Genomic DNA, 22218 nt, shown 5'->3' on the forward strand with positions numbered 1-22218 from the left:
CATGGACCTCCCGTTCGCGCTCCCCGTCGCCCCGATGCTCGCCAAGGCCGTTCCGGCGGTGCCGGAGCAGACCGCCGTCGCGGGCGGATACTCCTACGAGCCGAAGTGGGACGGGTTCCGCGCGATCGTCTCGGTCTCCGGCGGCGAGTGCGAGATCGGGAGCCGCGGCTCCAAGCCGCTGACCCGGTACTTCCCCGAGCTCGTCGAGGCCTTCCTCCGGCTGCTCCCCGACGGCTGCGTGCTCGACGGCGAGATCGTCCTGGCGACCGGCGAGCCGGGTGCCCAGCGGCTCGACTGGGACCTGCTCTCGCAGCGCATCCATCCGGCCGCGAGCCGCGTGAGGATGCTGGCGGAGACCACCCCGGCGATGCTCGTCGCCTTCGACCTGCTCGCCGTGGACGGGCGCAGCATGCTCGAGGAGCCGTACTCGGCGCGGCGGGAGGCGCTCGCCGCGGTGATGGCCGGCGTCCCGCATCCGCTGCACCTCGGCCGCGCCACCGACGACGAGGCCCTGGCGCGCGACTGGCTGGAGCGCTTCGAGGGCGCAGGACTGGACGGCGTCGTGGCGAAGCCCCTGGCCGCGCCATACTCCCCCGGGAAGCGCGCCGTGCTCAAGGTCAAGCACCACCGCACGGCCGACGTGATCGCGATCGGGTACCGCGAGCACGCCTCCAAGCCGGGCGTGGGCTCGATCCTGCTCGGCCTGCGCGGCGACGACGGAGAGGTCCGCCAGGTCGGCGGGGCCTCGGCCTTCAGCGACGAGCGTCGCGTGCAGCTGCTGGAGGAGCTCGCACCCGCGGTCGAGCGCGACGCGGGGGGAGCGCCGGTGCGCGGCGAGGGCGAGCGGAGCCGGTTCTCGAGCGGCCGCGACACCTCCTTCGTGCGCCTGCGTCCCGAGCTCGTGCTCGAGGTCCGCTACGACCAGCGCGAGGGCGACCGCTTCCGGCACACCGTGCAGTTCGAGCGCTGGCGCCCGGACCGCGACGCCGCCTCCTGCACCATGGAGCAGCTGGAGCAGCCGACCGCGTACGACCTCGGCGACGTCCTCGGCTAGGCCTTCTTCGCGCGGCTGGGCTGCACGCGGGGCGGCTCGCCCGGCATCTTGGGGAAGTCGGGCGGGAACGGCAGCTCGCCGAGGCCGGCGGCGACATCGCGCTCCCACCAGCCGAGCAGGGCGTCGAGGCGGCCGGGGGCGTCGTGCATCCGGGCCCACGGATCACCGCGCTCGGCGAGGCGCGCCGGGACCGTGCGGATCGTGAAGGCCCGCGGGTCGACGCCGTCGAGCTCGTCCCAGTCCAGCGGAGTGGAGACGGGAGCGTGCGCGAGCGGCCGCGGGCTGTAGGCACCGGCGATCGTCCGGTCGCGGTTGGCCTGGTTGAAGTCGACGAAGATCCGCTCGCCGCGCTCCTCCTTCCACCACGCCGTCGTGACCTGCTCGGGCATCCGCCGCTCCAGCTCGCGCGCCGCGGCGATCACCGCGTGGCGGACGTCGAGGAACTCGTGCTCGGCGACGATCGGCGCGAAGACGTGCAGGCCGCGGTTGCCGGACGTCTTCACGAACGGGTCGAGGCCGGCCTCCCGCAGGACCTCCCGCAGCGCGTGCGCGGCGACGACCGCGTCGGCGACGTCGGTGCCGGGCTGCGGGTCGAGGTCGATCCGGAGCTGGTCGGGCAGGTCGGGCGCATCGGCGCGGGACGCCCACGGGTGGAAGACGACGGTGTTCATCTGCGCCGCCCAGACGGCGGCCGCGGGCTCGTCGATCACGAGCTGCGGATGCACCCGCCCGCTCGGGTACGTCACCGGGACGGACCGGACGTACTCGGGCGCGCCCTTGGGCGGGTTCTTCGAGAAGAACTGCTCGCCCTCGATCCCGGAGGAGAACCGCTGCAGCGAGACGGGGCGGCCGCCGTTCGCCGCGACGAACGGCTCGCCGACGGCGATCAGGTACTCCGCGACCTCGTGCTTGGTGATGCCCGGCTCCGGGAAGAGCACGCGCTCGGGGCTCGAGATCCGCACCTCCCGGTCGCCGTGCGGTCCGGGGACGGTGAGGACGACGGCGTCACTGCTGGGCATCTGCTGAGGCTAGCCCGCGGCGCCGCCCGGCGACAGGGGTCCGCCGGGGCGCCGCCGCAGCCGGATCGGGCCCTTCGCCCGCGAGGGGTCGACGACCTGTCCGCCCTGCACGATGTCGATCTCGCCCCGGTCGACCAGGCGGCGCGCGGCCCGCCGCACGGGCTCCATCAGCGGCCGCCACTCCTCGCCGCCGACCCGGCGCGCGACCTCGGACGGGCACGCCGTCGACGACGCCGCTCGCGCGAGCAGGACGGTGCGGATCTCCTCCTCGAGGCGCGCCTCCTCCGGACCGACTCCGCGACGGCGGCAGGCGTCCGAGCAGTAGCGGACGTCCTCCCAGTCGCGCGCCCACTTCGCGCGCCACTCGATCTCGCGACCGCAGGAGGCGCAGGTCTTGCTCTCGGGATGCGCGGTGGACGTGCGCTGACGGTGGGCCATGCCCTCGAGTCTGCGCGCAGACGGCGGCCGCAGCGACGGGTTGCGCTGAGGGCGAGCGACGGGTGCGCGGACGCCGGCGCCGACGACGCGCACCCGATCCGGCGTGATCGGGAACAGGGAGCGGCGGATCGGCGTTCCCCGAGGTGGCGGCGTCATACTCCGCAATGGGGCGGCCCTCCCCCGGCCTGTGCGCCAGTCTGGAGGAGCCGTGCTGCGGCGCGACGGCGGGCCACCACCCCGTGCCGCACCCTCGACCGATCAGGAGTCTCCGATGAGCCGCGAGAACCTCGCCACCACCCCGGACCGCGAGCCGGAGCACCGCGCCTTCGCCGGACTCTCCCCAGAGGACTTCAAGCTCGCGTTCCGCAACCACGCCGCCGGAGTCGCGCTGATCACCGCCGACCCGGGCACCGGCCCGGTCGCCCTGACCGCGACCTCCGTCTTCTCGGTGAGCGCCGAGCCGCCGCTGTTCGTCTTCTCGCTCTCGTCCGCCTCGTCCAGCTCTCCGGCCATCCAGGCGTCCGAGACGCTGGTCGTGCACCTGCTCGGGGCGGAGCAGCTCGACCTGGCGCGCCTGGGCTCGACCAGCGGCATCGACCGCTTCGCCGACACGTCGCTCTGGTCGCGGCTGCCCACGGGCGAGCCGTTCTTCCCGGGCGCCGCCGCCTGGATCCGCGGCACGGTGATCAACCGCATGGAGGCGGGATCGTCCACGATCGTCGCCGTGCACGCCCTCGAGGCCCACGTGCCCGAGGACTCCGAGACCACGGCGCCGCTCGTCTACCACAACCGCACCTGGCACCACCTCGGCGAGCACTCCCGCCTCAGCTGAGCTCCGCGGGCGCTCCGGAGCAGGCGGTTCAGGCCTCCGGGCCGGTCGCCACCGTCCGGCCCGGCGTGCTCGACCACTGCGACCAGGAGCCCGGGTAGAGCGCCGGCGCGAAGCCCGCGAGCGTGAGCGCGACGACGTCGACCGCGGCCGAGACGCCGCTGCCGCAGTACACGCCGACGGGGGCGTGCTCCCGCACGCCGAGCGCCTCGAATCCGGCGCGCAGGTCGGAGGCGGGCCGGAACCGCCCCTCGGAGTCGAGCGCCGCGGACGCGGGAGCGTTCCGAGCGCCGGGGATGTGGCCCGCCCGCGGGTCGATCGGCTCGACCTCGCCGCGGTACCGCTCAGGGGCGCGGGCGTCGAGCAGGACGCCCGCCGAGGGCAGCGCCGCCGCCTCGTCGATGTCCAGCACCGGGAGCCGACCGTAGGCCAGCTCGACGTCGCCCCGCTCGCGCGGGACGTCGCCCGTCTCGAGCTCCCGCCCCGAGCGGATCCAGCCGGCGAGCGACCCGTCGAGCAGACGGACGTCCTCCACTCCCGTCGCCCGCAGCAGCCACCAGGCCCGCGCGGCCGGGACGCTCTGCGCGTCGTCGTACACGACGACGGACCGGCCCCGGCGGAGCCCCCAGCCGCGCGCCGCCTCCTGCAGCACCTCGATCGGAGGCAGCGGGTGGCGCCCCTCCTCCGGCTCGCCGTGGGCGGCCAGCTCGTGATCGAGGTCGACGTGCACCGCGCCGGGCAGGTGGCCCGCGAGGTACTCCGGGCGGCCGTCGGGCCGGTCGAGGCGCCAGCGCACGTCGAGGACGAGCGGCGGCTCTGTGGAGGCCATGAGCTCGGCGAGCTCGTCGGGGGTGACCAGCAGGCTCTCGCGGCTGGAGGGGGTCGTCGGGGTCATGGCGTCCTTCCGATCCGCGTCGTCGGCGGAGTCCTGCCCCAGCATGCCGGGTCGCCCGGCGGCGCGGGAGCTCGCGCGGCAGCGGAGCATCAGTGCGCGAGGCGCCTTGTCGATGGTCGTCCGCCGGAGAGCCTCTCCCGCAGGCGGGTCGTGTTCGCCACTCGATACCCGCGAGCGTGGCCCGGAGGCCTGCAGGGGACCGCTCGGGCCTGAGAGCGGAGGGCAGCGGCTCTCGTCGTCCGAGGACGGCCGAAGGCCCGCCCCTCCGGCAGGGGCGGACCTTCGCTGCCTTCAGTTGGACTCGCAGGCGAACCCGTCGTCGTCCCTGTCGAGCCCTGCGACATCGCCGTAGTACGGGTAGTACAGGTCGAAGTACCGCTGAGCTGAGGCCTGGTCCGGGAAGTCGTCGCAGTTCACAGCGTCGCCGGGATAAGCAGGTCGTCCCGGGCCGGGCGCCGGTGCCGGCGCCGGTGCCGCGGCCTGCGTGCTCGCCCAGAGTGCGCGGCCCTGCGGCGAGTAGATCACCAGGTTGCCGTCGTTCTGCATGACCATCCGGGAGCCCGGGCTGCCCGCCGTGCCGGACTGCCAGCGCGCTCCGCCGGAGCCCGCGTAGACCACGGCGTTGCCGTCGGACTGCATCTCGAGCCGGTTGCCGCCTCCGGACGTGCCGGCCGCCCAGCGGGCCGAGCCGCGCGAGTAGACGACGAGGTTGCCGTCGCCCTGCATGACCGCCTCGCTCCCTCCGTCGGAGGAGCGCAGCAGCTGACCGGCGGTCAGCCGGTTCCCGGAGGAGAGGGTGTCCCGGACGGCGGGCGCGGGCGGCGCCGGAGGAGTGTCGCTCGCCCACAGCGCGCGGCCCGAGGCGGAGTAGACGACCAGGTTGCCGTCGTTCTGCATCTGCAGGCGGGATCCCGGGTTGCCCGCCGTACCCGAGGCCCAGAGGGGTCGGCCCGAGGCGGAGGTGACCACGGCGTTGCCGTCGGACTGCATCGAGAGCGTCTCGCCCTCGCCCTGGGTGCCGGCGCCCCAGCGGACGTCCCCCCGCGAGTAGACCGCGAGATTGCCGTCGCCCTGCAGGGAGGCGCGCGACCGGCCGTCCGGAGAGGTGAGCTGCTGTCCCCGGCTGAGCCGCGAGCCGGAGGAGAGGACGTCGCGGATCTCAGGCGCGCGCGAGGTCGAGCTCGCCCAGAGCGGCCGTCCGGAGGCGGCGGTGATCACCAGGTTGCCGTCGTTCTGCATCCGCATCCGCGCACCCGGGTTCCCGGGCGTTCCCGCCTGCCAGCGCACGCCGGACCCGGGGGCCGAGACCACCGCGTTCCCGTCGGTCTGCATCGCGAGGCGGTTGCCCGCTCCGGAGGTGACGGAGCTCCAGCGCGGCGATCCGTCCACGTAGACGACGAGATTGCCGTCGCTCTGCATCGCGGCGCGCGAGCGGCCGTCGGAGGCGGTCAGCTGCTGTCCCGGAGAGAGCTCGCGCCCGCTGTCGAGGACGTCGGCGATCGGCTCCGGCTCGGGCTCCTGCTCGTCGGCCGAGGACCAGGCCGTGTCCCCGTTCGGGCGGACGAGCACGAGCTGCCCGTCATCCTGGATGAGGGCGAGCGCGCCGGTCTCTCCCGCGGTCCCGGACGCCCAGACGGGCGTGCCGGAGCCGGTCACGACGACGAGGTTGCCGTCCTCCTGCATCCGCACCGTGGTCGCTCCGGTGCCCTGGGTCCTGGTGCTCCAGACGGGGCGGCGCCCGGCGTCGTAGATCACGGCGTTGCCGTCCGCCTGCATCTCGAAGCTCGCGGAGTCTCCGTTCGAGAAGATGCGCTCGCCCGCGTCGAGCGAGTCGCCGCCGAGGAGGGCGTTCGTGTAGGTCTGCGATCCGCGCGCCTCTGCGGGCGGAGTCTCCCCCGGGACGAAGGCGGTCGGAGTCTCGGCGACGGCCTGCGTCGCGAGGGCGGACGGCGCCAGAGCGGCGGAACCGCCCGCGGCGAGCAGGCAGGCGAGGGCCATCGCCGCGAGGCGATGAGGAGGTCGTGGCACGGAGAGCCCTTTCGGAGGCGGCGGCGGCGGAAGCCGGGGTCGAGCGGAGCCTGGCACGCGCTCGCCACGGCCGTCCATCCGGGCCGCGCGGAACTACTCAGCCGGAGCGGGCGATCCGCGCCGGCTGCGCGGGCGCCGCCTCCGGACCACGGAGCCTCCGGCCGGCTCGCGCGCCCCGGTCGGGGTTGTCGGCGATCGACGCGGATCGACGGAGGACGTGCTCCCACGGCCGGAGCGCACCCCGCGCGGGCGCCCCGGGAGGCGGCTCGGACCTCCCGCGGCACGGAGGAGGTCCCCGTTCCTCCTAAAATCGGAGGCATGTCGAAAGTGTTGAGCAGTCTGCCCGTGGGCGAGCGTGTCGGAATCGCATTCTCGGGAGGCCTCGACACATCCGTCGCCGTCGCCTGGATGCGCGAGAAGGGCGCGGTGCCCTGCACGTACACGGCCGACATCGGCCAGTACGACGAGCCCGACATCGAGAGCGTCCCGTCCCGCGCGGCCCAGTACGGCGCCGAGATCTCGCGCCTCGTCGACGCGAAGAGCGCGCTGGTCGAGGAGGGGCTCGTCGCCCTGCAGTGCGGCGCCTTCCACATCCGCTCCGGCGGCAAGACCTACTTCAACACCACCCCCCTCGGCCGCGCCGTGACCGGAACCCTCCTCGTCCGCGCCATGCGCGAGGACGGCGTCGACATCTGGGGCGACGGCTCGACCTACAAGGGCAACGACATCGAGCGGTTCTACCGCTACGGCCTGCTCGCCAATCCCCGCCTGCGCATCTACAAGCCCTGGCTCGACGTGCAGTTCGTCAACGAGCTCGGCGGCCGCACCGAGATGTCGGAGTGGCTGGTCGCCCGCGGCTTCCCCTACCGCGACGCCACCGAGAAGGCCTACTCGACCGACGCCAACATCTGGGGCGCCACCCACGAGGCCAAGCGCCTCGAGGAGCTCTCCAGCGGCCTCGAGCTCGTCGAGCCGATCATGGGGGTCGCGTCGTGGCGCGACGAGGTCGAGATCGCCTCCGAGGTCGTCTCGGTGCGCTTCGAGGCCGGCCGTCCTGTCGCGCTGAACGGCGTCGAGTTCTCGGACGCCGTCGCGCTCGTGCTCGAGGCGAACGCGATCGGCGGACGCCACGGGCTCGGCGTCTCGGACCAGATCGAGAACCGGATCATCGAGGCCAAGAGCCGCGGCATCTACGAGGCCCCCGGCATGGCGCTGCTGCACATCGCCTACGAGCGCCTGCTGAACGCGATCCACAACGAGGACACCGTCGCCCAGTACCACTCGGAGGGCCGCCGTCTCGGCCGCCTGATGTACGAGGGCCGCTGGCTCGATCCGCAGTCGCTGATGCTGCGCGAGTCCATCCAGCGCTGGGTCGGCTCGGCCGTCTCCGGGGAGGTCACCCTGCGCCTGCGTCGCGGCGACGACTACACGATCCTCGACACGACCGGCCCCGCGCTGAGCTACCACCCCGACAAGCTCTCGATGGAGCGGGTCGGCGACGCCGCCTTCGGCCCCGAGGACCGCATCGGGCAGCTCACGATGCGCAACCTCGACATCGCCGACTCCCGCTCGCGGCTCGAGCAGTACGCCGCCGCCGGCCTCGTCGGCGGTCCGACCGCCGAGCTCGTCGGCGAGCTCGAGATCGGCGAGGCCGACGCGATCACCGAGGGCGGCGGGTCCGCAGCGGCCGATGCGCTCGGACGCGCCACCGACCTGGCCTCGGAGGGTGCGGCGTTCGACGCCGGAACCGACTGACCCCGCCCGTCAGACGCCCCCGCGCGCATCCGTCCCACCGGGACGCGAGGCGCACGGGGGCGTCGTGCTGTGCGGGCCGACCCGGCGCGCCGGGTGCGAGGGCGGGCCCGGCGCGAGAGCGGTGCTCCGGCGTTCGTCGCGACGGCCGTCAGGGCGCGGAGGATCGGACGAGCGCGAGCGCGGCGTCCACGGTGGCGAGCGACTGCGCCGGATCGACGCGGGCCAGCACGAGCGCGGCCACCAGGAGCGACACGAGGACGTCCGCCTGAGCCGACGCCCACGCCTGCGCGTCGGGCCAGCGGGCCAGCGCTCCGGTGCGCAGTGCGCCCAGCAGCTCGGCCCGGTAGTCGGCGATCACCTCGCGCACGGCGTCGTCGCGCGCGATCGGCGCGCCCGCGGCGTTGAGCAGCAGGCAGCCGCTCCTCGCGGAGAGCGTGCGGGAGTCGGCGAGCGCCGCCCGCAGCCCGGTGAAGTACTCCTCGAGCGCCGTCGGCGACGCCCCTCCCGGATCGACGAGCGGGGCGAGCCGGGGCCGCACCACCTCGTCGAGGTAGCTCTGCACGGCGGCGTCGAAGAGCCCGCGCTTGCTGCCGAAGGCGTGGTAGAGGCTGGAGCGGCGCAGTCCGGTCGCGGACTCCAGGTCCGGGAGCGACGCCTCCTCGAAGCCGCTCTCCCAGAAGACGGCGCGGGCGGCGCGGACGACCTGCTCGGTGTCGAAGCCCTGCGTGCGACCCACGGTGCTCCTCCTGAGGGGTGACAGCTGCGGCGCCGCACTGGCGCGGACCGCTCGCTCCAGTATATTGTGGACTGGTCGTTACACAATCGGTGCGGAGCCCTCCGCATCACGACCATCGCCTGGAGGCCCGCCGTGATCGTTCTCGGACTGGTGCTCGCCGCTCTCGCCGCGGCGCTGCACGTCTACATCTTCGTGCTCGAGTCGGTCCTCTGGACGACCTCGCGCGCCCGATCGACGTTCGGCACGACCGCCGGCGAGGCGGAGGCGACGAAGGAGATGGCCTACAACCAGGGCTTCTACAACCTCTTCCTCGCCGTCGTCACCGTGGCGGGCATCGTCGCCGTCGCGATCGGCGCCACCGCCGTCGGCGCGGCCCTCGTGTTCGCCGGCGCCGGATCGATGGTCGCCGCAGCACTCGTCCTGCTCCTCTCCGCTCCGACCAAGCGCCGCGCCGCGCTGACCCAGATGACCCCGGGTCTGCTCGCCCTGATCGCTCTCGCCGTCGGCCTCGCACTCTGATCCCCTCCGCTCCACCACCACGAAAGGTCCTATGAGCACCGTCACCAGCACCCAGATCCAGCTCGTCCACCGCCCCGACGGCTGGCCCGTCGCCGAGGACTTCCGGACCGCGACCGTCGAGTACGGCGATCCGGCCGCGGGCGAGATCCGCGTCGAGAACGCCTTCCTCTCGGTCGACCCCTACATGCGCGGCCGCATGAACGACGTGAAGAGCTACACCCCGCCCTTCGCCCTCGGCGAGACCATGACCGGCGGTGCCGTCGGCCGGGTGACCGTCTCCGACGACCCCGCGTTCCCCGTCGGCAGCGCGGTCCTGCACCAGCTCGGCTGGCGCGACGTCGTGCAGGCCGAGTCGTCGCAGTTCCGCGTCGTCCCCGAGATCCCCGGAGTGCCACTCTCGCTCCGCCTCGGCATCCTCGGGATGACCGGACTCACCGCGTACGTCGGGCTCACCGCCATCGCGGGAATGAAGGAGGGCGACACCGTCTTCGTCTCGGGCGCCGCGGGAGCCGTCGGCTCGGCCGCCGGCCAGATCGCGCGCCTCCTCGGAGCCGAGCGGGTCGTCGGATCCGCGGGCTCGGCCGAGAAGGTCGCCCTGCTGACCGAGAAGTACGGCTACGACGCCGCCTTCGACTACCACTCCGGCCCGGTCCGCGAGCAGCTGGCCGAGGCCGCGCCCGACGGGATCGACGTGTACTTCGACAACGTCGGCGGCGACCACCTCGAAGCGGCCCTCGACGCCTTCCGCGACGGCGGCCGCGCAGCGCTCTGCGGAGCGATCGCCGGCTACAACAGCACCGAGAAGACGCCCGGCCCCGACAACATGGCGAACATCATCACCCGCGGTCTCACGCTGCGCGGCTTCACGCTGTCCGGCTACCTCGACCACGCGGCGGAGTTCAACCGGCTGATGGCCGGCTGGTTCGCCGACGGAGAGATCGCCTACGACGAGACCGTCGTCGACGGCATCGACCACGCCGTGGACGCGTTCCTCTCGATGATGCGCGGCGGCAACACCGGGAAGATGGTCGTCCGCGTCTAGCGCCGACCCCGGTGCGGCGGGCGCGGGGAGGGGCACCTCCGGACGCCCGCCCCATCCGTCCTCCGCCTCCCTGACCGGGACCTCCGAGAATGCTCGCGGATCCGCGGGGCCGATCGGTCCGGGCGGTGGCAGACTGCGGACATGAGCACGTTCTCGCACCGGACCGGCGCCTCCGCGCTAGCAGCAGCAGCACTCGTCCTCGTCCTCACCGGCTGCGCGGGCAGCGGCGGAGCCCCGTCCGCGCGGACGCCGCTCCCGACGCCGACCGCGACCGCGACCTCTTCGCCGACTCCCGCTCCGACGCCGACTCCCACCGTGACCGTGACGGTCACGGCGACCCCCGAGCCCTCGTCGACCGGTTCTCCCGCCGCGGATCCGGCGGCGGCGCGCTGCACGGGCTCCGACCTGACGATGGAGTACCGCCCCGACCCCGACGCGTCGGGTGCCGGGAACAGCGCCTTCGACCTCGTGCTCACCAGCACCTCCTCCTCCGACTGCGCTCTCGCGGGAATCCCCGGCGTCTACGCGACCGACGCCGACGGGAACCGGATCAGCGCGGTCGCCGACGCGTCCGGCCCGAACCCCGATGCTCCCGTGATCCTCGTCCCCGGCGCCCGGGCGGACGTCCGGGTAGCCTGGCACTCCCCCGGCGCCTACGGCTGCGCGGTCGGGACCTCCGCGTTCCTCGTCGCCGAGGTCCTCGATGCCCCGGACGGCGCGGTCCGCGCCCCCGCCGAGCTCCAGGTGTGCACCGACGGCACCGTGATGATGGACGCCTCCGCCTACGCGCTGCTCTGAGCCCTCCCCGCGCGCGCACACCTCGCGCGCGGCCCGCTCACCGGGCGCGACCCCTTGACCGGGCGCGGCGCAGCCGGGACCCTCGCACTACACGTCCCCACCCCACCCCGGAGGTCACCATGAAGGTCGGCTCACTCGTTCTCCGTCTCGCCGTCGGCGGGCTCTTCGTCGGACACGGTCTGCAGAAGCTGCGGGGCTCGTTCGACGGCCCCGGCCTCGACGGCACCGAGCAGATGATGTCGAGCCTGGAGATGCACCCGGCCCGGCGCAACGCCGTCGCCGCAGCGGTGACCGAGACGGCCGGAGGCGCCGCTCTCGCCCTCGGCGCCGCGACTCCGCTCGCCGCCGCCGGACTCGTCGCCACGATGGTCACCGCCGTGCGCAAGGTGCACTGGAGCAACGGCCTGTGGAACGCGGGCGGCGGGTGGGAGTACAACGCCGTCCTCGTCGCGGCGACGGCCGCGATCGTCGCGGACGGCCCCGGCGCGCTCTCGTTCGACGCCCTGATCGGCAAGCGCAAGTGGGGAGCCGGCTGGGCGCTGTTCGCCCTGATCGGCGGAGCGGCTGCGTCGACCGCCCTGATCGAGGCCGGCCGACGCGCCGCGCCGGTCGGAGCGGGCACCTCCGGCTCCGACGACGGCGGGTCGGACGACGACGGCGCCGACTCGACCGCCTCGTAGCCCCGCTCCGCCGCACTGTCCGGGCGCGGTAGCGTCGGAGGCGTGACCGAGACACGCGCCTCCGACCCCGACCGCCCCGAGACCGACGCACTCGCCCTCTGGCTCGCGGCGGTCGAGCGCCTCGACGCTCAGGACGACCCGGACGGCGTCGTCGAGCGGATGCGCGTCCTCGCAGCCCGCTACCCGGGACACGACGGAGTCGCCGCTTTCGAGCTGGGCGGCGCCCTCGACAGCGCGGGACACGAGGCGGAGGCGGCGGTCGAGTACGAGCGCGCCCTCGCCGCCGGCCTGGATGACGAGCGGCGGGCGCGGTTGACGATCCAGTACGCCTCGACACTCCGGAACCTCGGCCGCACCGATGAGGCGATCGACCTCCTCGCCGGCGCCGCTGCGCACCCCGCGGTGGGCTCCGCGCGGGAGGTGTTCCTCGCGCTCGCCCTGCACAGCGCCGGGCGCGTCGACGAGGCCCTGCGGATCGCGCTGGAGGCGCTGGCTCCGGGGCTCCCCCGGTACCAGCGCTCCGTCCGCGCCTACGCCGCCGCCCTCACCGACCCCGAGCAGTAGCGCGGACGGCTCCTCCGCCCGGAGGCTCGGCGCGGCGAGCGCCGAACCTCCATCGGCGCCGACTCAGTCCTCGAGCAGGATCGCGTCGATCTGCCCCATCGCCTGGCGGAGTCCCTCCTCCATGCCCATCTGGACCATCTGCTCGAGCTGCTCGACCGACTCGAAACGGCTGCTGAGGACCATCCGCGTGCGCCCCGGCTCGATCTCGTCGAGGGTGACCGTGGCCCGGGTGATCCCCAGCGCGTCGACCGGGTCGCCGCGCTCGTCGGCGAAGCCGTCCTCGAACTCGAACCGCGTCGGCTCCTCCACGCGGGTCACGCGCCACCAGCCGCGCGCCTGCTCGCCGTCCGGTCCCGTCATGACGTAGGCGCTCCGTCCGCCCTCGACCGGCTCGTGCCGCTCGAAGGACGCCGGCCAGGTCGGCGGCCCCCACCAGCGCTCGAGGCGGCGCGGATCCGTCCAGAGGAGCCAGACGCGCTCGATCCCCGCGTCGAACTCGGCGGTCACGGTCAGGGTCAGTTCCTCGATGTCCTTCACGGACTGCAGCACGCTCATCGCGCCTCTCCCTCCAGCAGATCCCGCGCGCCGGTCGGCTCGCGGGTGTCACTCCTCGTCGAGGAGGTCCGACATGCGGTCGATCCTCCCCGCCCACAGCTGCTCGTAGGCGTCGAGCAGGCGCGACGCCCGCCGCACTGCGGCGACCTCGCCCTGCACCAGCTGCTCCCGCCCCCTCCTCCGCTTGCGGACGAGTGCCGCCCGCTCGAGGACGGCCACGTGCTTCTGCACCGCCGCGAACGACATCTCGTAGCGCGCCGCGAGTGCGGAGACGGACTGCTCGCCGACCAGCACCCGGGCGACGATGTCGCGGCGGGTGCTGTCGGCCAGCGCCCGGAAGAGCAGGTCGATGTCGGCGTCCATTCGTACAACCATGTGGTTGCACATTAGGGCCGTCCCCTCCCCCGCGCAAGAGCATCCGTCTCCGGGGCGAGCGCACCGACCGGCGCCCGACCTCAGGCGCTCGCGGCGTCGAGCGCCTCGGCAGCGGCCGCGAGCACCCAGTCCGGCAGGGGGCGGGCCGCGAACAGCGAGGCGTAGAGCCGGGCCATCGAGTCGTCGGGGTCGAGCCGCAGCGCCTCGTCGAGGTGGAGCCCGGCGAGGCTCGAGACACCCCTCGCCCACCAGCACCACGCGAGAACGGTGAGCACGGAGGAGCGCGCCTCCTCCGGCGCCAGCGCGGCGGCGCGGGCGAGGAGCCCGGTCGCCCGCGCCAGACGGCCGCGCTCCGGAGCACGCCCGCTGCCGAGCAGCAGGGCCGACAGCTCGAGGTCGTGGTCGTCGTCCGTTCCGGCGCGGGCGTCGCCCACCGCGCCGGGCGGCACTCGCACTCCTGCCTGCGGGCTCCGCGCGATCTGCACGGTCACCCGGTCGCGGAGGGGCGGCGACTGCAGGGTCCGCACGATCAGTCCTTCGCGGCGGACGTCCCGCGGTCCGCTGAGCCAGCGCTCGACGAGCCGTTCCGTGTCGCCGACCAGGGGCGGCCGGCGGAGCACCTCCGCGACGAGCGCGCGATCCTCCTCGGCGACCGGCGGCAGCACGGAGAGCGCGTCGATGTCCAGTGGCTCGTCGGCCACCGCTCGGGCGAGGACGCCGGTCTCGCTCCGCTCGATCTCGAGGAGCGGACGTGGCCTGCGGCACTCCTCGGCGTCCGTGTAGCGCCCCCATCCGTCGGCGGCGATGCAGGCCACGGCGATGATGTCCAGGCGCGTGCGCTCCAGGCGCCGGAGCACCGCGTGGCCGAGGTCGAGATGCGGGATCCCCCGCTCCTCGGCGTAGCCCGCACGGGTGCAGACCACCACCAGCACACCGGTGGCCCGCGGCATCGTCTCCATCATGGCCGCGCAGCCGCCCGCCAGCGCCTCCGCCTCCATCCCGCGCAGCGTCTCCGGGAGCGGGATCCGGAAGCCTCCCCCGGCGCGCGTGCCGAGGAACGGCACCACCACGACGGACTCCTCCGGACGGATGCCGATGATGGAGGGGACGGCCGCCAGGAGGTCCTGGATCGCGCTCGCCCGCAGGACTTCGGGATCGCGGCGGCGGGACGGAGGAGCAGGGGTTCGCTGTGTGGATGTCATGTCCGACACCCTGCTCGCGTCGCCGGCGGCGCGAGATCCCGCCGGCCCGGACCGGGGAGAACCGGAGCGGATCGGCGCCTGTGGAGGAGCGCTCGGGGCCGGCGGCTCAGCCGGCCGCGGGAGCCCGCAGCACCTTCGCCATCGGCCGTCCCTTCGCGATCTCGTCGATCAGCTTGTCGAGGTACCGGATGCGCTGCATCAGCGGATCCTCGATCGTCTCGACCCGCACGCCGCAGATCACCCCCGTGATCGCCGAGGCCTGCGGAGGCAGGCGCGCCGCCGCGAAGAACTCCTCGAAGGTCGTCCTGCTCTCGAGGTGCCGGGCCAGCTCCTCGTCCGAGAAGCCGGTGAGCCAGCGGACCGCCTCGTCGACCTCCTCCCTCGTCCGGCCCTTGCGCTCCGCCTTCGCCACGTAGAGGGGGTGCACGTCGGCGAACGCCACGGAGAAGATCCTGCTCATGGCCGGGAAGCGTACTCGCGCGACGCCCGGCGCGGCAGAGGGGCCCGCCCCGCTATCCTCCCCAGTGGCCCTCGCGCCTCCATACCGCAGCCCACAGAGAGAACCACCGTGAGCCTCCTCCGCACCAAGTCCGTCGAGCAGTCGATCGCCGACACCGATGAGCCCGAGTACAAGCTCAAGAAGTCGCTGACCGCGCTCGACCTCACGGTCTTCGGCGTCGGAGTCGTCATCGGCGCCGGCATCTTCACCCTCACCGGCCGCGCCGCCCATGACATCGCCGGACCGGCGATCGTCCTGAGCTTCGTCGTCGCCGCCTTCGCCTGCGCCCTCGCGGCCATGTGCTACGCCGAGTTCGCCTCCACGGTCCCGGTGTCGGGCTCCGCCTACACCTTCTCCTACGCCTCCCTCGGCGAGCTCTTCGCCTGGATCATCGGCTGGGACCTGATCCTCGAGCTGTTCCTCGGAGCGAGCGTGGTCGCGCAGGGGTGGAGCGCGTACCTCGGGTCGCTGCTGCAGCAGCTGGGAGTGACTCTCCCGCCGGCGCTCACCTACGGCGGCGTGGTCGACGTGCCGGCGATCCTGCTCGTCCTCGTGCTCGGCGCGCTGATGACCTTCGGGATCAAGGAATCGCTGCGCGTCAACCTGGTGCTCGTCGCGATCAAGCTGTTCATCGTCCTGTTCGTCATCATCGCGGGCCTGCAGTTCGTGAACACCGCCAACTACACCCCGTTCGTCCCCGCCGCCGAGCCCTCGCCGTCCGCGTCCGGTCTGACCCAGCCGCTGCTCCAGTTCCTCTCGGGCATCGAGCCGGCCACGTTCGGGGTCGGCGGCATCATCGCCGGCGCCTCCCTGGTGTTCTTCGCCTACATCGGGTTCGACGTCGTCGCGACGACCGCGGAGGAGACCCGCCGCCCCCAGCGCGATCTGCCCATCGGCATCATCGCCTCGCTGATCATCTGCACGGTCCTGTACTGCGCCGTCGCCCTCGTCGTGACCGGCATGGTCCCCTACCGCGAGCTCGACCCGTCGGCCGCGCTCGCCAACGCGTTCGCCTACCACGGGCAGACCTGGATGGCGACGGTCATCTCGGCCGGCGCCGTCGCGGGCCTGACCACCGTCGTGCTGACGCTGCTGATCGGAGCGACGCGCATCATCTTCGCGATGGCGCGCGACGGGCTCCTCCCCCGGCGCCTGGCCACCGTCCACCCGCGCCTGCGCACGCCGTGGTTCACCTCCGTGGTCGTGACCATCGTCGTCGCGCTGCTCGCCGGGCTCACCCCGATCGGCGTGCTCGAGGAGATGGTCAACATCGGAACGCTCTCGGCGTTCGTGCTGGTCTCGGTCGGCGTCGTGGTGCTGCGCCGCAAGCGGCCCGACCTGAAGCGCGGCTTCCGGGTCCCGCTGAACCCGTGGCTCCCGCTGCTCTCCGCCCTGATCTGCACCTACCTGATGCTCAACCTCTCGATCGAGACCTGGCTGCGCTTCCTGATCTGGCTGGCCGTGGGCTTCGCGATCTACTTCGCCTACTCGCGCAGCCACGCGAAGATCGGCACGCAGCCCTAGGGGGCCAGGCCCACCTTCGGCCTGGCCCAGGAGCGTCCGCGCGTGTCCTTGAGGATGTCGTACTCCACCTCGACGTGCGGCTCGATCGCGCTGTACTTGTCGTTCGGGGCGCCGATCACGAGCTGGAAGCCGAGACCGCGCCACGCACCGATCGCCCGCTTGGTGAAGTGGGCGTCGGCCTTGATCAGCGCCTCGTCCATGAAGACCGGGGCGTACCGGGGGCGGTCGGCTCCCGCGTCGCCGAGCTGGTAGCGCAGCGCTGCCCCGACGATGAAGGCGATCAGCTCCTGCGACTCCCCGCCGGACTTCTCGCCGATGTGGTCGTACAGCGCCACGTGCGCTCGGGTGACGGCGTCCACGCGCTCGGCGCTGACCCGGACGTGGTTGCGGACGTCGACGAGGTCGCCGAAGTCGGGCGCGGTGCGCCGCAGCCGCTGGATGAGCCGGGACATCCGCCGGTAGACCTGCTCGCGCTCCTCCTCCGCGGACACGGCCTGGATCTGCGCGCGCACCTCGCGGAGCTCGCGGCGGAAGCGACGGCGCACCTCCGACTGGTTCTCGCGCGTCGTGATCTGCAGGCGGTGGCCGTCGTCGTAGAACGGCAGATCCTGCATGATCACGTTGATCGGCTCGATCCGCTCGCGGATCTCCCGCAGCGAGCGGCCGAGCGTGGAGTCGAAGCTCGTGAGGTCGTTGCCGGAGAGCGTGAGCAGGCTGTCGCGCCACTCGGTCTCGAGCCGGTGCAGGCCGCTGGTCTCGAGGGCGTCGAGCAGCCGCTCGAAGTCGCCCGCGGAGGCCTCGGGGTCCGCGAGCAGGTTGGGGTTCGGCCAGCGGTCGAGGAAGCCGGCCATGATCCGGCCGGCGCTCTCGCGCTGCTGCTCGTGCGACTCGGCCGCGGAGCGGCGGTCCTCCGCCAGTCGCTGCGCCGCCGTGGCGAGCGCTGCGTCGAAGCGGACCAGGACGTCCGAGGCGCTGCCGGACGCCGCGGCCCCGGTCAGCGTGAACCGGGCGCCCAGGAAAGCGCGCTGGTCGTCGTCGAGCTCGCGTCCTGCGCGCTCCGCCGCATCGAGAACCGCCTGGCTCGCGTCGACGTCGTCGACCACGACGGCCCACTCCGCCTCGATCCGCTCGCGCTCCACACCGGCGCGGGCGATCTCCTGGCGGAGGCGCTCGAGGCGGCCGCGCAGCCCGTCGATCTGCTCCTGCAGCCCGGCGAGCTCGGGGTTCGCCTCCGCAGCCTCGGCGCCGACCGCCTCCCAGCGCTCCTGCTCGGCGAGCAGCGACTCGACGTCGACCGTCTCCCAGCTCACCAGCGCGAGGCGGGCGTGGCGCGTCATCCGGTCGTCGAGCGCATCGAGGGCCTCCTCCGCCGCCGACGCCGCCGAGACGGCCGCCGCGCTGCGGGCCCGGGCCGCCTCGACCAGGGCGTTCAGCTCGCGGAGTCGACGGGAGTTGGAGAAACCGAGGACGTTCGCGGCGCCGTGGCCGCCGTGCGCACCGCGCTGCCCCTGCGAGAGCTGACCGGTGAGGGTCAGGGCGAGCCGATGGCGTCCGAGCTCCGCAGCGCTGTCGACGCACACGTAGCCGAAGCGGTCCTCGAGCCGGTCCTGCAGCCAGCCGGTGAAGGCGGTGGCGCGGTAGTCGAGGCGCCCGGGCAGCGTCTGCGGGTCGAGGCCCCGCACCTCCTCGAGCCCGGTCTCCACGCCCTCGTAGCGGAGCCGGACCGGGAGCCGGAGGGAGTCGATGGCGCGGCGGAAGCGGTCGAGGTGGGCGGAGTCGATCATCAGCGTCGTCGCGAAGCCGCCGAGGGCGAGCGTGAACGCCTCGCGCCAGGGCTCGAACTCGGCACGCACCTCGACCAGCTCGCCGACGAAGGGCAGGTCGTCGGCGGTGAGGCCGGCTGCCTCCGCGATCCGCTCGCGCGCCTCGTGCAGAGGCCGGGGGATGCTGTCCCGACGGTCCGAGGCCGAGCGCTGCTCCGCCTCGAGCTCGGCGAGCTCGCGCGCCGCGGCCTTCCGCTCGGCGACCGCGTCCGACCAGGCCGCACGGGTGCTGCGCTTGGCGTCGGGCGCGCTCGCCGCCCGGGCGAGCACCGCCTCGAACCGCTCGCGGGTGGTCTCCGGCTCGCCGAGAGCGCGCAGGTCCTCCTCGAGCCGGGCGCGGTTCTCGCGCGCCGCGCCCAGCCGCCGCTCCACCTCGCGGAGCTCGCGCTGGGCCGTCTCGAGGCGGTCGCCGCCGGAGGCCCGCAGCACCTCGGCGAGCCCGTCCCGCTCCGACTCCGCCGCCTCGGCGAGCGCCCGCTTCTCGCGGAGCACGGCGTCGACGGCGCGGGTGCGCTCGCGCAGCTCGACCTCGACGTCGCGCAGCAGACCGAGGCGCTGCTCAGCGCGCCACAGGGCCGCCGGCGACACCGGGGCGTCGAACTCCCCGAGCGCGTCGATGAGGCGCACGCGCTCCGCGGACGCGGCGATGCGCAGGCGCTGGCCCCGCAACGGCTCGAGTGCCGCGACCTGCTGGCGCGCGGTGAGCATCCGCTGCCGGGTGCTCTCGAGCTCGTCGAAGTGGGCGACGACCGCGTCGGCGGAGGCCAGGGTCTCGGGCTCCTCGAGCACGAGCCGCTTGTAGAGGTCGTCGACGGTCGTGATCTGCTGACCGGCCTGGATGCGGGCGAGCAGGCTCATCGCCTTCGATCCGGCTCCCGCCGCTCCGATGCCGAGCACCGCGTGCAGACGCGCCGAGAACTCGCGATCGGTGCCGAGCGGATCCAGGCCCGCCGCGCGCAGCGACGCGTCGGAGAAGCGGTGCGCCGCCGCCCGGTCGAGCGCGGCGAGGTCGACCGGGCCCTCGGCGCTCGCGCGGATCCGCACGGTCTCCTCGAGCACCCGGGAGCCGGCCGGGACGTACCAGGCGCGGACCGCGCTGAAGCGCGAGCCGTCGTGGTCGACCCAGGTCATCGCGACGGCGGTCCAGGTGTCGACTCCGTCGCCGCGCAGGACGCGCATGGTCGTGCCCTCGTCCGTGCGCGACTCGTCGAGCTTGCCGCGCGCGTAGGAGAGGATGTTGCGCTGGTCCTCGCCGCGCGGACGGCCCGTCACTCCGCCGTTCGAGGCGCCGTTGAACGGCGTGGTGTGCGGCATCATCAGGGCGATGTAGGCGTCCATCAGCGTGGACTTGCCGGAGCCGGAGCCGCCGCAGAGGAGCGTGGCGCCGGGCGAGAAGCGGACCCGGTGCGCGCCGTCGTAGCCGCCCCAGTTGACCAGCTGCAGGTCCTCGGCGAGCCACTGCTGACCGCGGGAGGCGGCGGGGATCAGGCCGAAGAGGGTGTCGAGCATCGTCATCGGGGGTCGTCCTCCGGGTCGGGGGTGTCGTCGTCGGTCGGCTCGTCGTCCAGCGGCTCGTCGTCGGCCGGCTCGTCGTCCGCGACATCGGTCCCGGGCAGGACGCCGTCCGTGGGCGGGTCCGCGTCCTCGTCGAGGCCGTCGTCCTCGAGCGCGTCGTCGTCCGCCTGCTCCGGATCGTCCGAGCCGGGCTCCTCGGCGAGCGCCGCTTCTGCGACCACCGAGTCTTCGCCCGCCCGCCCGCGCAGCCAGTCGCTCAGCTCCCGCAGCTTCGGCGCGCTCAGCACGATCTCCACGATCGGGCTGATCCGGTACCGCCCTGCGGACTCCTCGTCGACGATGCCGTCGCGCCCGAGCCGCTCCAGCGCCTTGCGGACCATGCGCTGCCGGCGGGCGGTGTCGCGCTCGGCGTCGGCGAAGTAGCTGAGCACCGTCTGCTCGACCTCCTCGACGTCCACGCGCGCCGACGCCTCGCCGGCCGCCGACTCCCGCTGATGGACCGTGCGCAGGTGCACCAGGACCAGCGTCTCGGCGCGGGTGTAGGGGAGGTCGCGCAGCAGCACCGGCATCTCGACCTCGTCGGAGCGCACCTGCTGCTTGTAGGCGACCCCGCGCTCGTGGTCGACGACGAGCCGCACGAACAGGTCGTTCAGCCGCGACTCGATCAGCTGCCGGTGCTCCTGGAGCACGGCCCACTGCTCGCGGTGGCGGTCGGCGAGGAGGAAGCGGCGCTGCAGCACGTGCACGAGCACCCGGCGCACCTCGGTGTCGAGGACGCCGCGGTCGCCGGGGAAGAGCTCGTCGGGGTCCTCCTCCATCGACACGGGCGCGATGAACGGATCGGCGGCGGGCCCGTCGGTCGCCAGGGTGTCACTCATCGTCGGTCTCCTCCTCGGTGCGGGCGGTCACGGATCCGAAGGCGAAGCGGCGCACGGTCCCGTCGGGTCGGCGCGTGCTCACGACGGAGTAGCCCTCGCGGTCGACGAGGCCCGTCCGGTGCGCGATCTCGAGCAGCCCGAGCAGGTCGACGGGCCGTCGAGTGTCCTCCGGAGCCGCGCTGAACGCGTCCGCCAGATCGAACTCGTCGCCGAGCTCCGCCACGTAGGCCTCGAGCTCCGCGTAGCGGGGACCGCCCCAGGCCCGGCTGTCGTCGCCGACGAACTCGGCGTCGCCGTCGTCTCCGGCCAGGGGCGCCGGCCCGCCGGCCGGACGCACGTCTCCCAGGGTCTGGCGCAGGTGGCCGATCCCGGCGACGGGCAGGTGCCGCAGCGGCGTGACCGGCGCGTCCGGCGAGATCCCGCCCGTCCACTCCTGGAGCCCCGCCATCACGTCGCGCAGCAGCTCGTCCACCTGGCGGTCGCGAGCGGGGTCGTGGGTGCGGACCTGGCCCGTGATGACGTGGGACGCGCGACGCTGCGCGGTCAGGACCTCCTGCACGCCCAGCTCCACCCGGCGGCCGATCGCGGCCAGCTCCCCGCGCTGGGCCGGGTCCATCAGGCGGGAGAACGGCTGCACGAGCACCGTGTGGAGCTGGTCGGCGAGCGCGTCGATCCGCTCGGGGTCGCCCAGGAGGCGGAGGGCTCCGGCGAACGCACGGCCCTCGCTGGTCGCCTGCATCACGTGCTGCCCGCGCTCGAGGTACTCCCGCAGCACCTCGCCGGTCGGGCGGACGTCGCGGCGCAGATCCGCGACCACGTCGCGCTGCATCGCCTTGATCGACTCCGCCACCCGCGCGAAGTCGGCCGGCAGCTCGCGGGCGAGGTGCACCACGTTCTCGGCCTCCTCCAGGAGCTGCTCGTCGTCGGCCGGCTCGAGACCGGCGCCCTCCTCGAGGGCGGCGATCTCGGCGTCCAGGCGCGCCCGCTCCTCGCGGAGCCGCGAGAGCCGGGCCTCCGGGTCGGGCTCGACGTCCGCGGCCAGCCGCTCGACCGCCTCCAGCAGAGTGCGCACCCGCGAGTTCGAGACGCGCGTGCGTCCGCCTCCGGTGCGCCCGGTGATCTCGAGGGCGCTCACGGCGTGGGCGCTCAGCCGGTAGACCTCGGCCTCGCCCTCGATCTGCGGCACGAGCCAGCCGACGCGGACCCAGTAGCGGCACACCTCGCGCGCCGTGCCGCTCGGCAGCGCGCGCTCGCCCTCGTCGTACCCGGCCGAGCGCAGCTCTTCGAGCAGCTCCCCCACCTCGGCGTGCGCGTCGGCGACCGCCACGGCCTGCCGGTCGACGGTGAACACGAGCGACAGGGCGGCGACGACGAACGGCGCGTAGCGGCCGTGGAGGAGATCGAGGGTCGGCGTCCGGAAGGCGCCGAGGGAGCGCAGGTAGGCGGCCTCGGCGCGGGAGTTCGACATCGCCCTCAAGGATAGGCGGCGG

At 73.8% G+C, this 22218-nt stretch carries 21 protein-coding genes; 9 read left to right on the forward strand and 12 right to left on the reverse strand.

All coding sequences use genetic code 11. The features are described from left to right. The first annotated feature begins 1 nt into the window (after position 1). A complete protein-coding gene (locus tag GTU71_RS06140; protein WP_159939484.1) occupies positions 2–1054 on the forward strand; it encodes an ATP-dependent DNA ligase in 1053 nt (350 codons plus the stop codon). Here GTU71_RS06140 and ligD read toward each other — a convergent pair. Together ligD and GTU71_RS06150 are read right to left on the reverse strand one after the other, a co-directional pair. Then, complete coding sequence (gene ligD, locus GTU71_RS06145; protein ID WP_208543613.1) at positions 1051–2073, reverse strand: non-homologous end-joining DNA ligase; 1023 nt, start codon at positions 2071–2073, stop codon at positions 1051–1053. The two genes, GTU71_RS06140 and ligD, sit on opposite strands and share 4 nt — an antisense overlap. A 9-nt stretch (positions 2074–2082) precedes the next feature. Continuing rightward, complete coding sequence (locus tag GTU71_RS06150; RefSeq protein ID WP_104233370.1) at positions 2083–2511, reverse strand: DUF2256 and DUF3253 domain-containing protein; 429 nt, start codon at positions 2509–2511, stop codon at positions 2083–2085. A 271-nt stretch (positions 2512–2782) separates the two neighbouring features. On the opposite strand from GTU71_RS06150, the gene GTU71_RS06155 reads away from it, so the two are divergent. Beyond that, a complete protein-coding gene (locus tag GTU71_RS06155) occupies positions 2783–3343 on the forward strand; it encodes a flavin reductase family protein (RefSeq protein ID WP_104222547.1) in 561 nt (186 codons plus the stop codon). A gap of 28 nt (positions 3344–3371) precedes the next feature. On the opposite strand, the gene GTU71_RS06160 is transcribed toward GTU71_RS06155, so the two are convergent. Further along, positions 3372–4235: a sulfurtransferase gene (locus tag GTU71_RS06160; protein WP_159939485.1), complete on the reverse strand. Its 864-nt coding sequence runs from the start codon at positions 4233–4235 to the stop codon at positions 3372–3374. A 291-nt stretch (positions 4236–4526) separates the two neighbouring features. Further along, positions 4527–6233: an excalibur calcium-binding domain-containing protein gene (locus GTU71_RS16400; RefSeq protein ID WP_159939486.1), complete on the reverse strand. Its 1707-nt coding sequence runs from the start codon at positions 6231–6233 to the stop codon at positions 4527–4529. A gap of 348 nt (positions 6234–6581) precedes the next feature. Here GTU71_RS16400 and argG point away from each other — a divergent pair, with 348 nt between their 5' ends. Then, on the forward strand, positions 6582–8018 hold the full coding sequence (gene argG, locus GTU71_RS06170) for an argininosuccinate synthase (RefSeq protein WP_104222545.1): 1437 nt from the start codon (positions 6582–6584) through the stop codon (positions 8016–8018). 148 nt (positions 8019–8166) lie between these two features. Here argG and GTU71_RS06175 read toward each other — a convergent pair whose 3' ends face one another. After that, positions 8167–8754, reverse strand: coding sequence for a TetR/AcrR family transcriptional regulator (locus GTU71_RS06175; RefSeq protein WP_104346169.1), 588 nt, complete (start codon positions 8752–8754; stop codon positions 8167–8169). Between the two features lie 132 nt (positions 8755–8886). Here GTU71_RS06175 and GTU71_RS06180 point away from each other — a divergent pair, with 132 nt between their 5' ends. The 5 genes from GTU71_RS06180 (at position 8887) to GTU71_RS06200 (ending at position 12357) form a co-directional block, all read left to right on the forward strand. Further along, a complete protein-coding gene (locus GTU71_RS06180) occupies positions 8887–9273 on the forward strand; it encodes a DUF1304 domain-containing protein (protein WP_159939487.1) in 387 nt (128 codons plus the stop codon). Between the two features lie 31 nt (positions 9274–9304). Beyond that, positions 9305–10315 carry an NADP-dependent oxidoreductase gene (locus GTU71_RS06185; RefSeq protein ID WP_159939488.1) on the forward strand — a complete coding sequence of 337 codons (1011 nt, stop codon included), beginning with the start codon at positions 9305–9307 and terminating at the stop codon, positions 10313–10315. Positions 10316–10456: 141 nt separating this feature from the next. After that, entirely contained in the window at positions 10457–11113 is a 657-nt protein-coding gene (locus GTU71_RS06190) for a DUF4232 domain-containing protein (protein ID WP_104269171.1), read from the forward strand. 119 nt (positions 11114–11232) lie between these two features. Further along, on the forward strand, positions 11233–11793 hold the full coding sequence (locus GTU71_RS06195) for a DoxX family protein (RefSeq protein WP_104222539.1): 561 nt from the start codon (positions 11233–11235) through the stop codon (positions 11791–11793). A 42-nt stretch (positions 11794–11835) separates the two neighbouring features. Further along, positions 11836–12357: a tetratricopeptide repeat protein gene (locus GTU71_RS06200; protein ID WP_244230648.1), complete on the forward strand. Its 522-nt coding sequence runs from the start codon at positions 11836–11838 to the stop codon at positions 12355–12357. A gap of 63 nt (positions 12358–12420) precedes the next feature. Here GTU71_RS06200 and GTU71_RS06205 read toward each other — a convergent pair whose 3' ends face one another. The 4 genes from GTU71_RS06205 to GTU71_RS06220 all read right to left on the reverse strand — a co-directional run bounded on the left by GTU71_RS06205 (position 12421) and on the right by GTU71_RS06220 (position 14949). Continuing rightward, the gene (locus GTU71_RS06205) at positions 12421–12912 is read right to left on the reverse strand and encodes an SRPBCC domain-containing protein (RefSeq protein ID WP_159939489.1); all 492 of its coding nucleotides are present in this window, start codon (positions 12910–12912) and stop codon (positions 12421–12423) included. Between the two features lie 48 nt (positions 12913–12960). Continuing rightward, positions 12961–13287: a metalloregulator ArsR/SmtB family transcription factor gene (locus GTU71_RS06210; protein ID WP_104222609.1), complete on the reverse strand. Its 327-nt coding sequence runs from the start codon at positions 13285–13287 to the stop codon at positions 12961–12963. Positions 13288–13367: 80 nt separating this feature from the next. Continuing rightward, a complete protein-coding gene (locus GTU71_RS06215) occupies positions 13368–14489 on the reverse strand; it encodes a DUF4192 family protein (protein WP_159939490.1) in 1122 nt (373 codons plus the stop codon). A 106-nt stretch (positions 14490–14595) separates the two neighbouring features. Continuing rightward, positions 14596–14949 carry a DUF2200 domain-containing protein gene (locus tag GTU71_RS06220; RefSeq protein WP_104225408.1) on the reverse strand — a complete coding sequence of 118 codons (354 nt, stop codon included), beginning with the start codon at positions 14947–14949 and terminating at the stop codon, positions 14596–14598. A 108-nt stretch (positions 14950–15057) separates the two neighbouring features. On the opposite strand from GTU71_RS06220, the gene GTU71_RS06225 reads away from it, so the two are divergent. After that, positions 15058–16512, forward strand: a complete 1455-nt coding sequence (locus tag GTU71_RS06225; protein WP_104233381.1) for an amino acid permease — start codon at positions 15058–15060, stop codon at positions 16510–16512. On the opposite strand, the gene GTU71_RS06230 is transcribed toward GTU71_RS06225, so the two are convergent. From GTU71_RS06230 to GTU71_RS06240, 3 genes are read right to left on the reverse strand one after another with little or no spacing between them, the layout of a single operon-like run. Continuing rightward, positions 16509–19850, reverse strand: a complete 3342-nt coding sequence (locus GTU71_RS06230) for an ATP-binding protein (protein ID WP_159939491.1) — start codon at positions 19848–19850, stop codon at positions 16509–16511. The two genes, GTU71_RS06225 and GTU71_RS06230, sit on opposite strands and share 4 nt — an antisense overlap. Beyond that, positions 19847–20728, reverse strand: coding sequence for a DUF4194 domain-containing protein (locus GTU71_RS06235; protein ID WP_159939492.1), 882 nt, complete (start codon positions 20726–20728; stop codon positions 19847–19849). Before GTU71_RS06235 ends, GTU71_RS06230 begins: the two co-directional genes overlap by 4 nt. Further along, positions 20721–22196, reverse strand: coding sequence for a DUF3375 domain-containing protein (locus GTU71_RS06240; protein ID WP_159939493.1), 1476 nt, complete (start codon positions 22194–22196; stop codon positions 20721–20723). The genes GTU71_RS06235 and GTU71_RS06240 overlap by 8 nt, the downstream gene beginning before the upstream one ends. Between the last annotated feature and the right edge of the window lie 22 nt (positions 22197–22218).

The sequence above is a fragment of the Rathayibacter sp. VKM Ac-2762 genome, assembly GCF_009866585.1.
In the GTDB taxonomy this organism is placed as follows: Bacteria; Actinomycetota; Actinomycetes; order Actinomycetales; family Microbacteriaceae; genus Rathayibacter.

Bases quoted from the DNA above. Each gene is read 5' to 3' on its own strand.
- GTU71_RS06140 (WP_159939484.1), top strand. From the start codon at position 2: ATGGACCTCCCGTTCGCGCTCCCCGTCGCCCCGATGCTCGCCAAGGCC.
- ligD (WP_208543613.1), bottom strand. From the start codon at position 2,073: ATGCCCAGCAGTGACGCCGTCGTCCTCACCGTCCCCGGACCGCACGGC.
- GTU71_RS06150 (WP_104233370.1), bottom strand. From the start codon at position 2,511: ATGGCCCACCGTCAGCGCACGTCCACCGCGCATCCCGAGAGCAAGACC.
- GTU71_RS06155 (WP_104222547.1), top strand. From the start codon at position 2,783: ATGAGCCGCGAGAACCTCGCCACCACCCCGGACCGCGAGCCGGAGCAC.
- GTU71_RS06160 (WP_159939485.1), bottom strand. From the start codon at position 4,235: ATGACCCCGACGACCCCCTCCAGCCGCGAGAGCCTGCTGGTCACCCCC.
- GTU71_RS16400 (WP_159939486.1), bottom strand. From the start codon at position 6,233: ATGGCCCTCGCCTGCCTGCTCGCCGCGGGCGGTTCCGCCGCTCTGGCG.
- argG (WP_104222545.1), top strand. From the start codon at position 6,582: ATGTCGAAAGTGTTGAGCAGTCTGCCCGTGGGCGAGCGTGTCGGAATC.
- GTU71_RS06185 (WP_159939488.1), top strand. From the start codon at position 9,305: ATGAGCACCGTCACCAGCACCCAGATCCAGCTCGTCCACCGCCCCGAC.
- GTU71_RS06190 (WP_104269171.1), top strand. From the start codon at position 10,457: ATGAGCACGTTCTCGCACCGGACCGGCGCCTCCGCGCTAGCAGCAGCA.
- GTU71_RS06195 (WP_104222539.1), top strand. From the start codon at position 11,233: ATGAAGGTCGGCTCACTCGTTCTCCGTCTCGCCGTCGGCGGGCTCTTC.
- GTU71_RS06205 (WP_159939489.1), bottom strand. From the start codon at position 12,912: ATGAGCGTGCTGCAGTCCGTGAAGGACATCGAGGAACTGACCCTGACC.
- GTU71_RS06210 (WP_104222609.1), bottom strand. From the start codon at position 13,287: ATGGTTGTACGAATGGACGCCGACATCGACCTGCTCTTCCGGGCGCTG.
- GTU71_RS06215 (WP_159939490.1), bottom strand. From the start codon at position 14,489: ATGACATCCACACAGCGAACCCCTGCTCCTCCGTCCCGCCGCCGCGAT.
- GTU71_RS06220 (WP_104225408.1), bottom strand. From the start codon at position 14,949: ATGAGCAGGATCTTCTCCGTGGCGTTCGCCGACGTGCACCCCCTCTAC.
- GTU71_RS06230 (WP_159939491.1), bottom strand. From the start codon at position 19,850: ATGACGATGCTCGACACCCTCTTCGGCCTGATCCCCGCCGCCTCCCGC.
- GTU71_RS06235 (WP_159939492.1), bottom strand. From the start codon at position 20,728: ATGAGTGACACCCTGGCGACCGACGGGCCCGCCGCCGATCCGTTCATC.
- GTU71_RS06240 (WP_159939493.1), bottom strand. From the start codon at position 22,196: ATGTCGAACTCCCGCGCCGAGGCCGCCTACCTGCGCTCCCTCGGCGCC.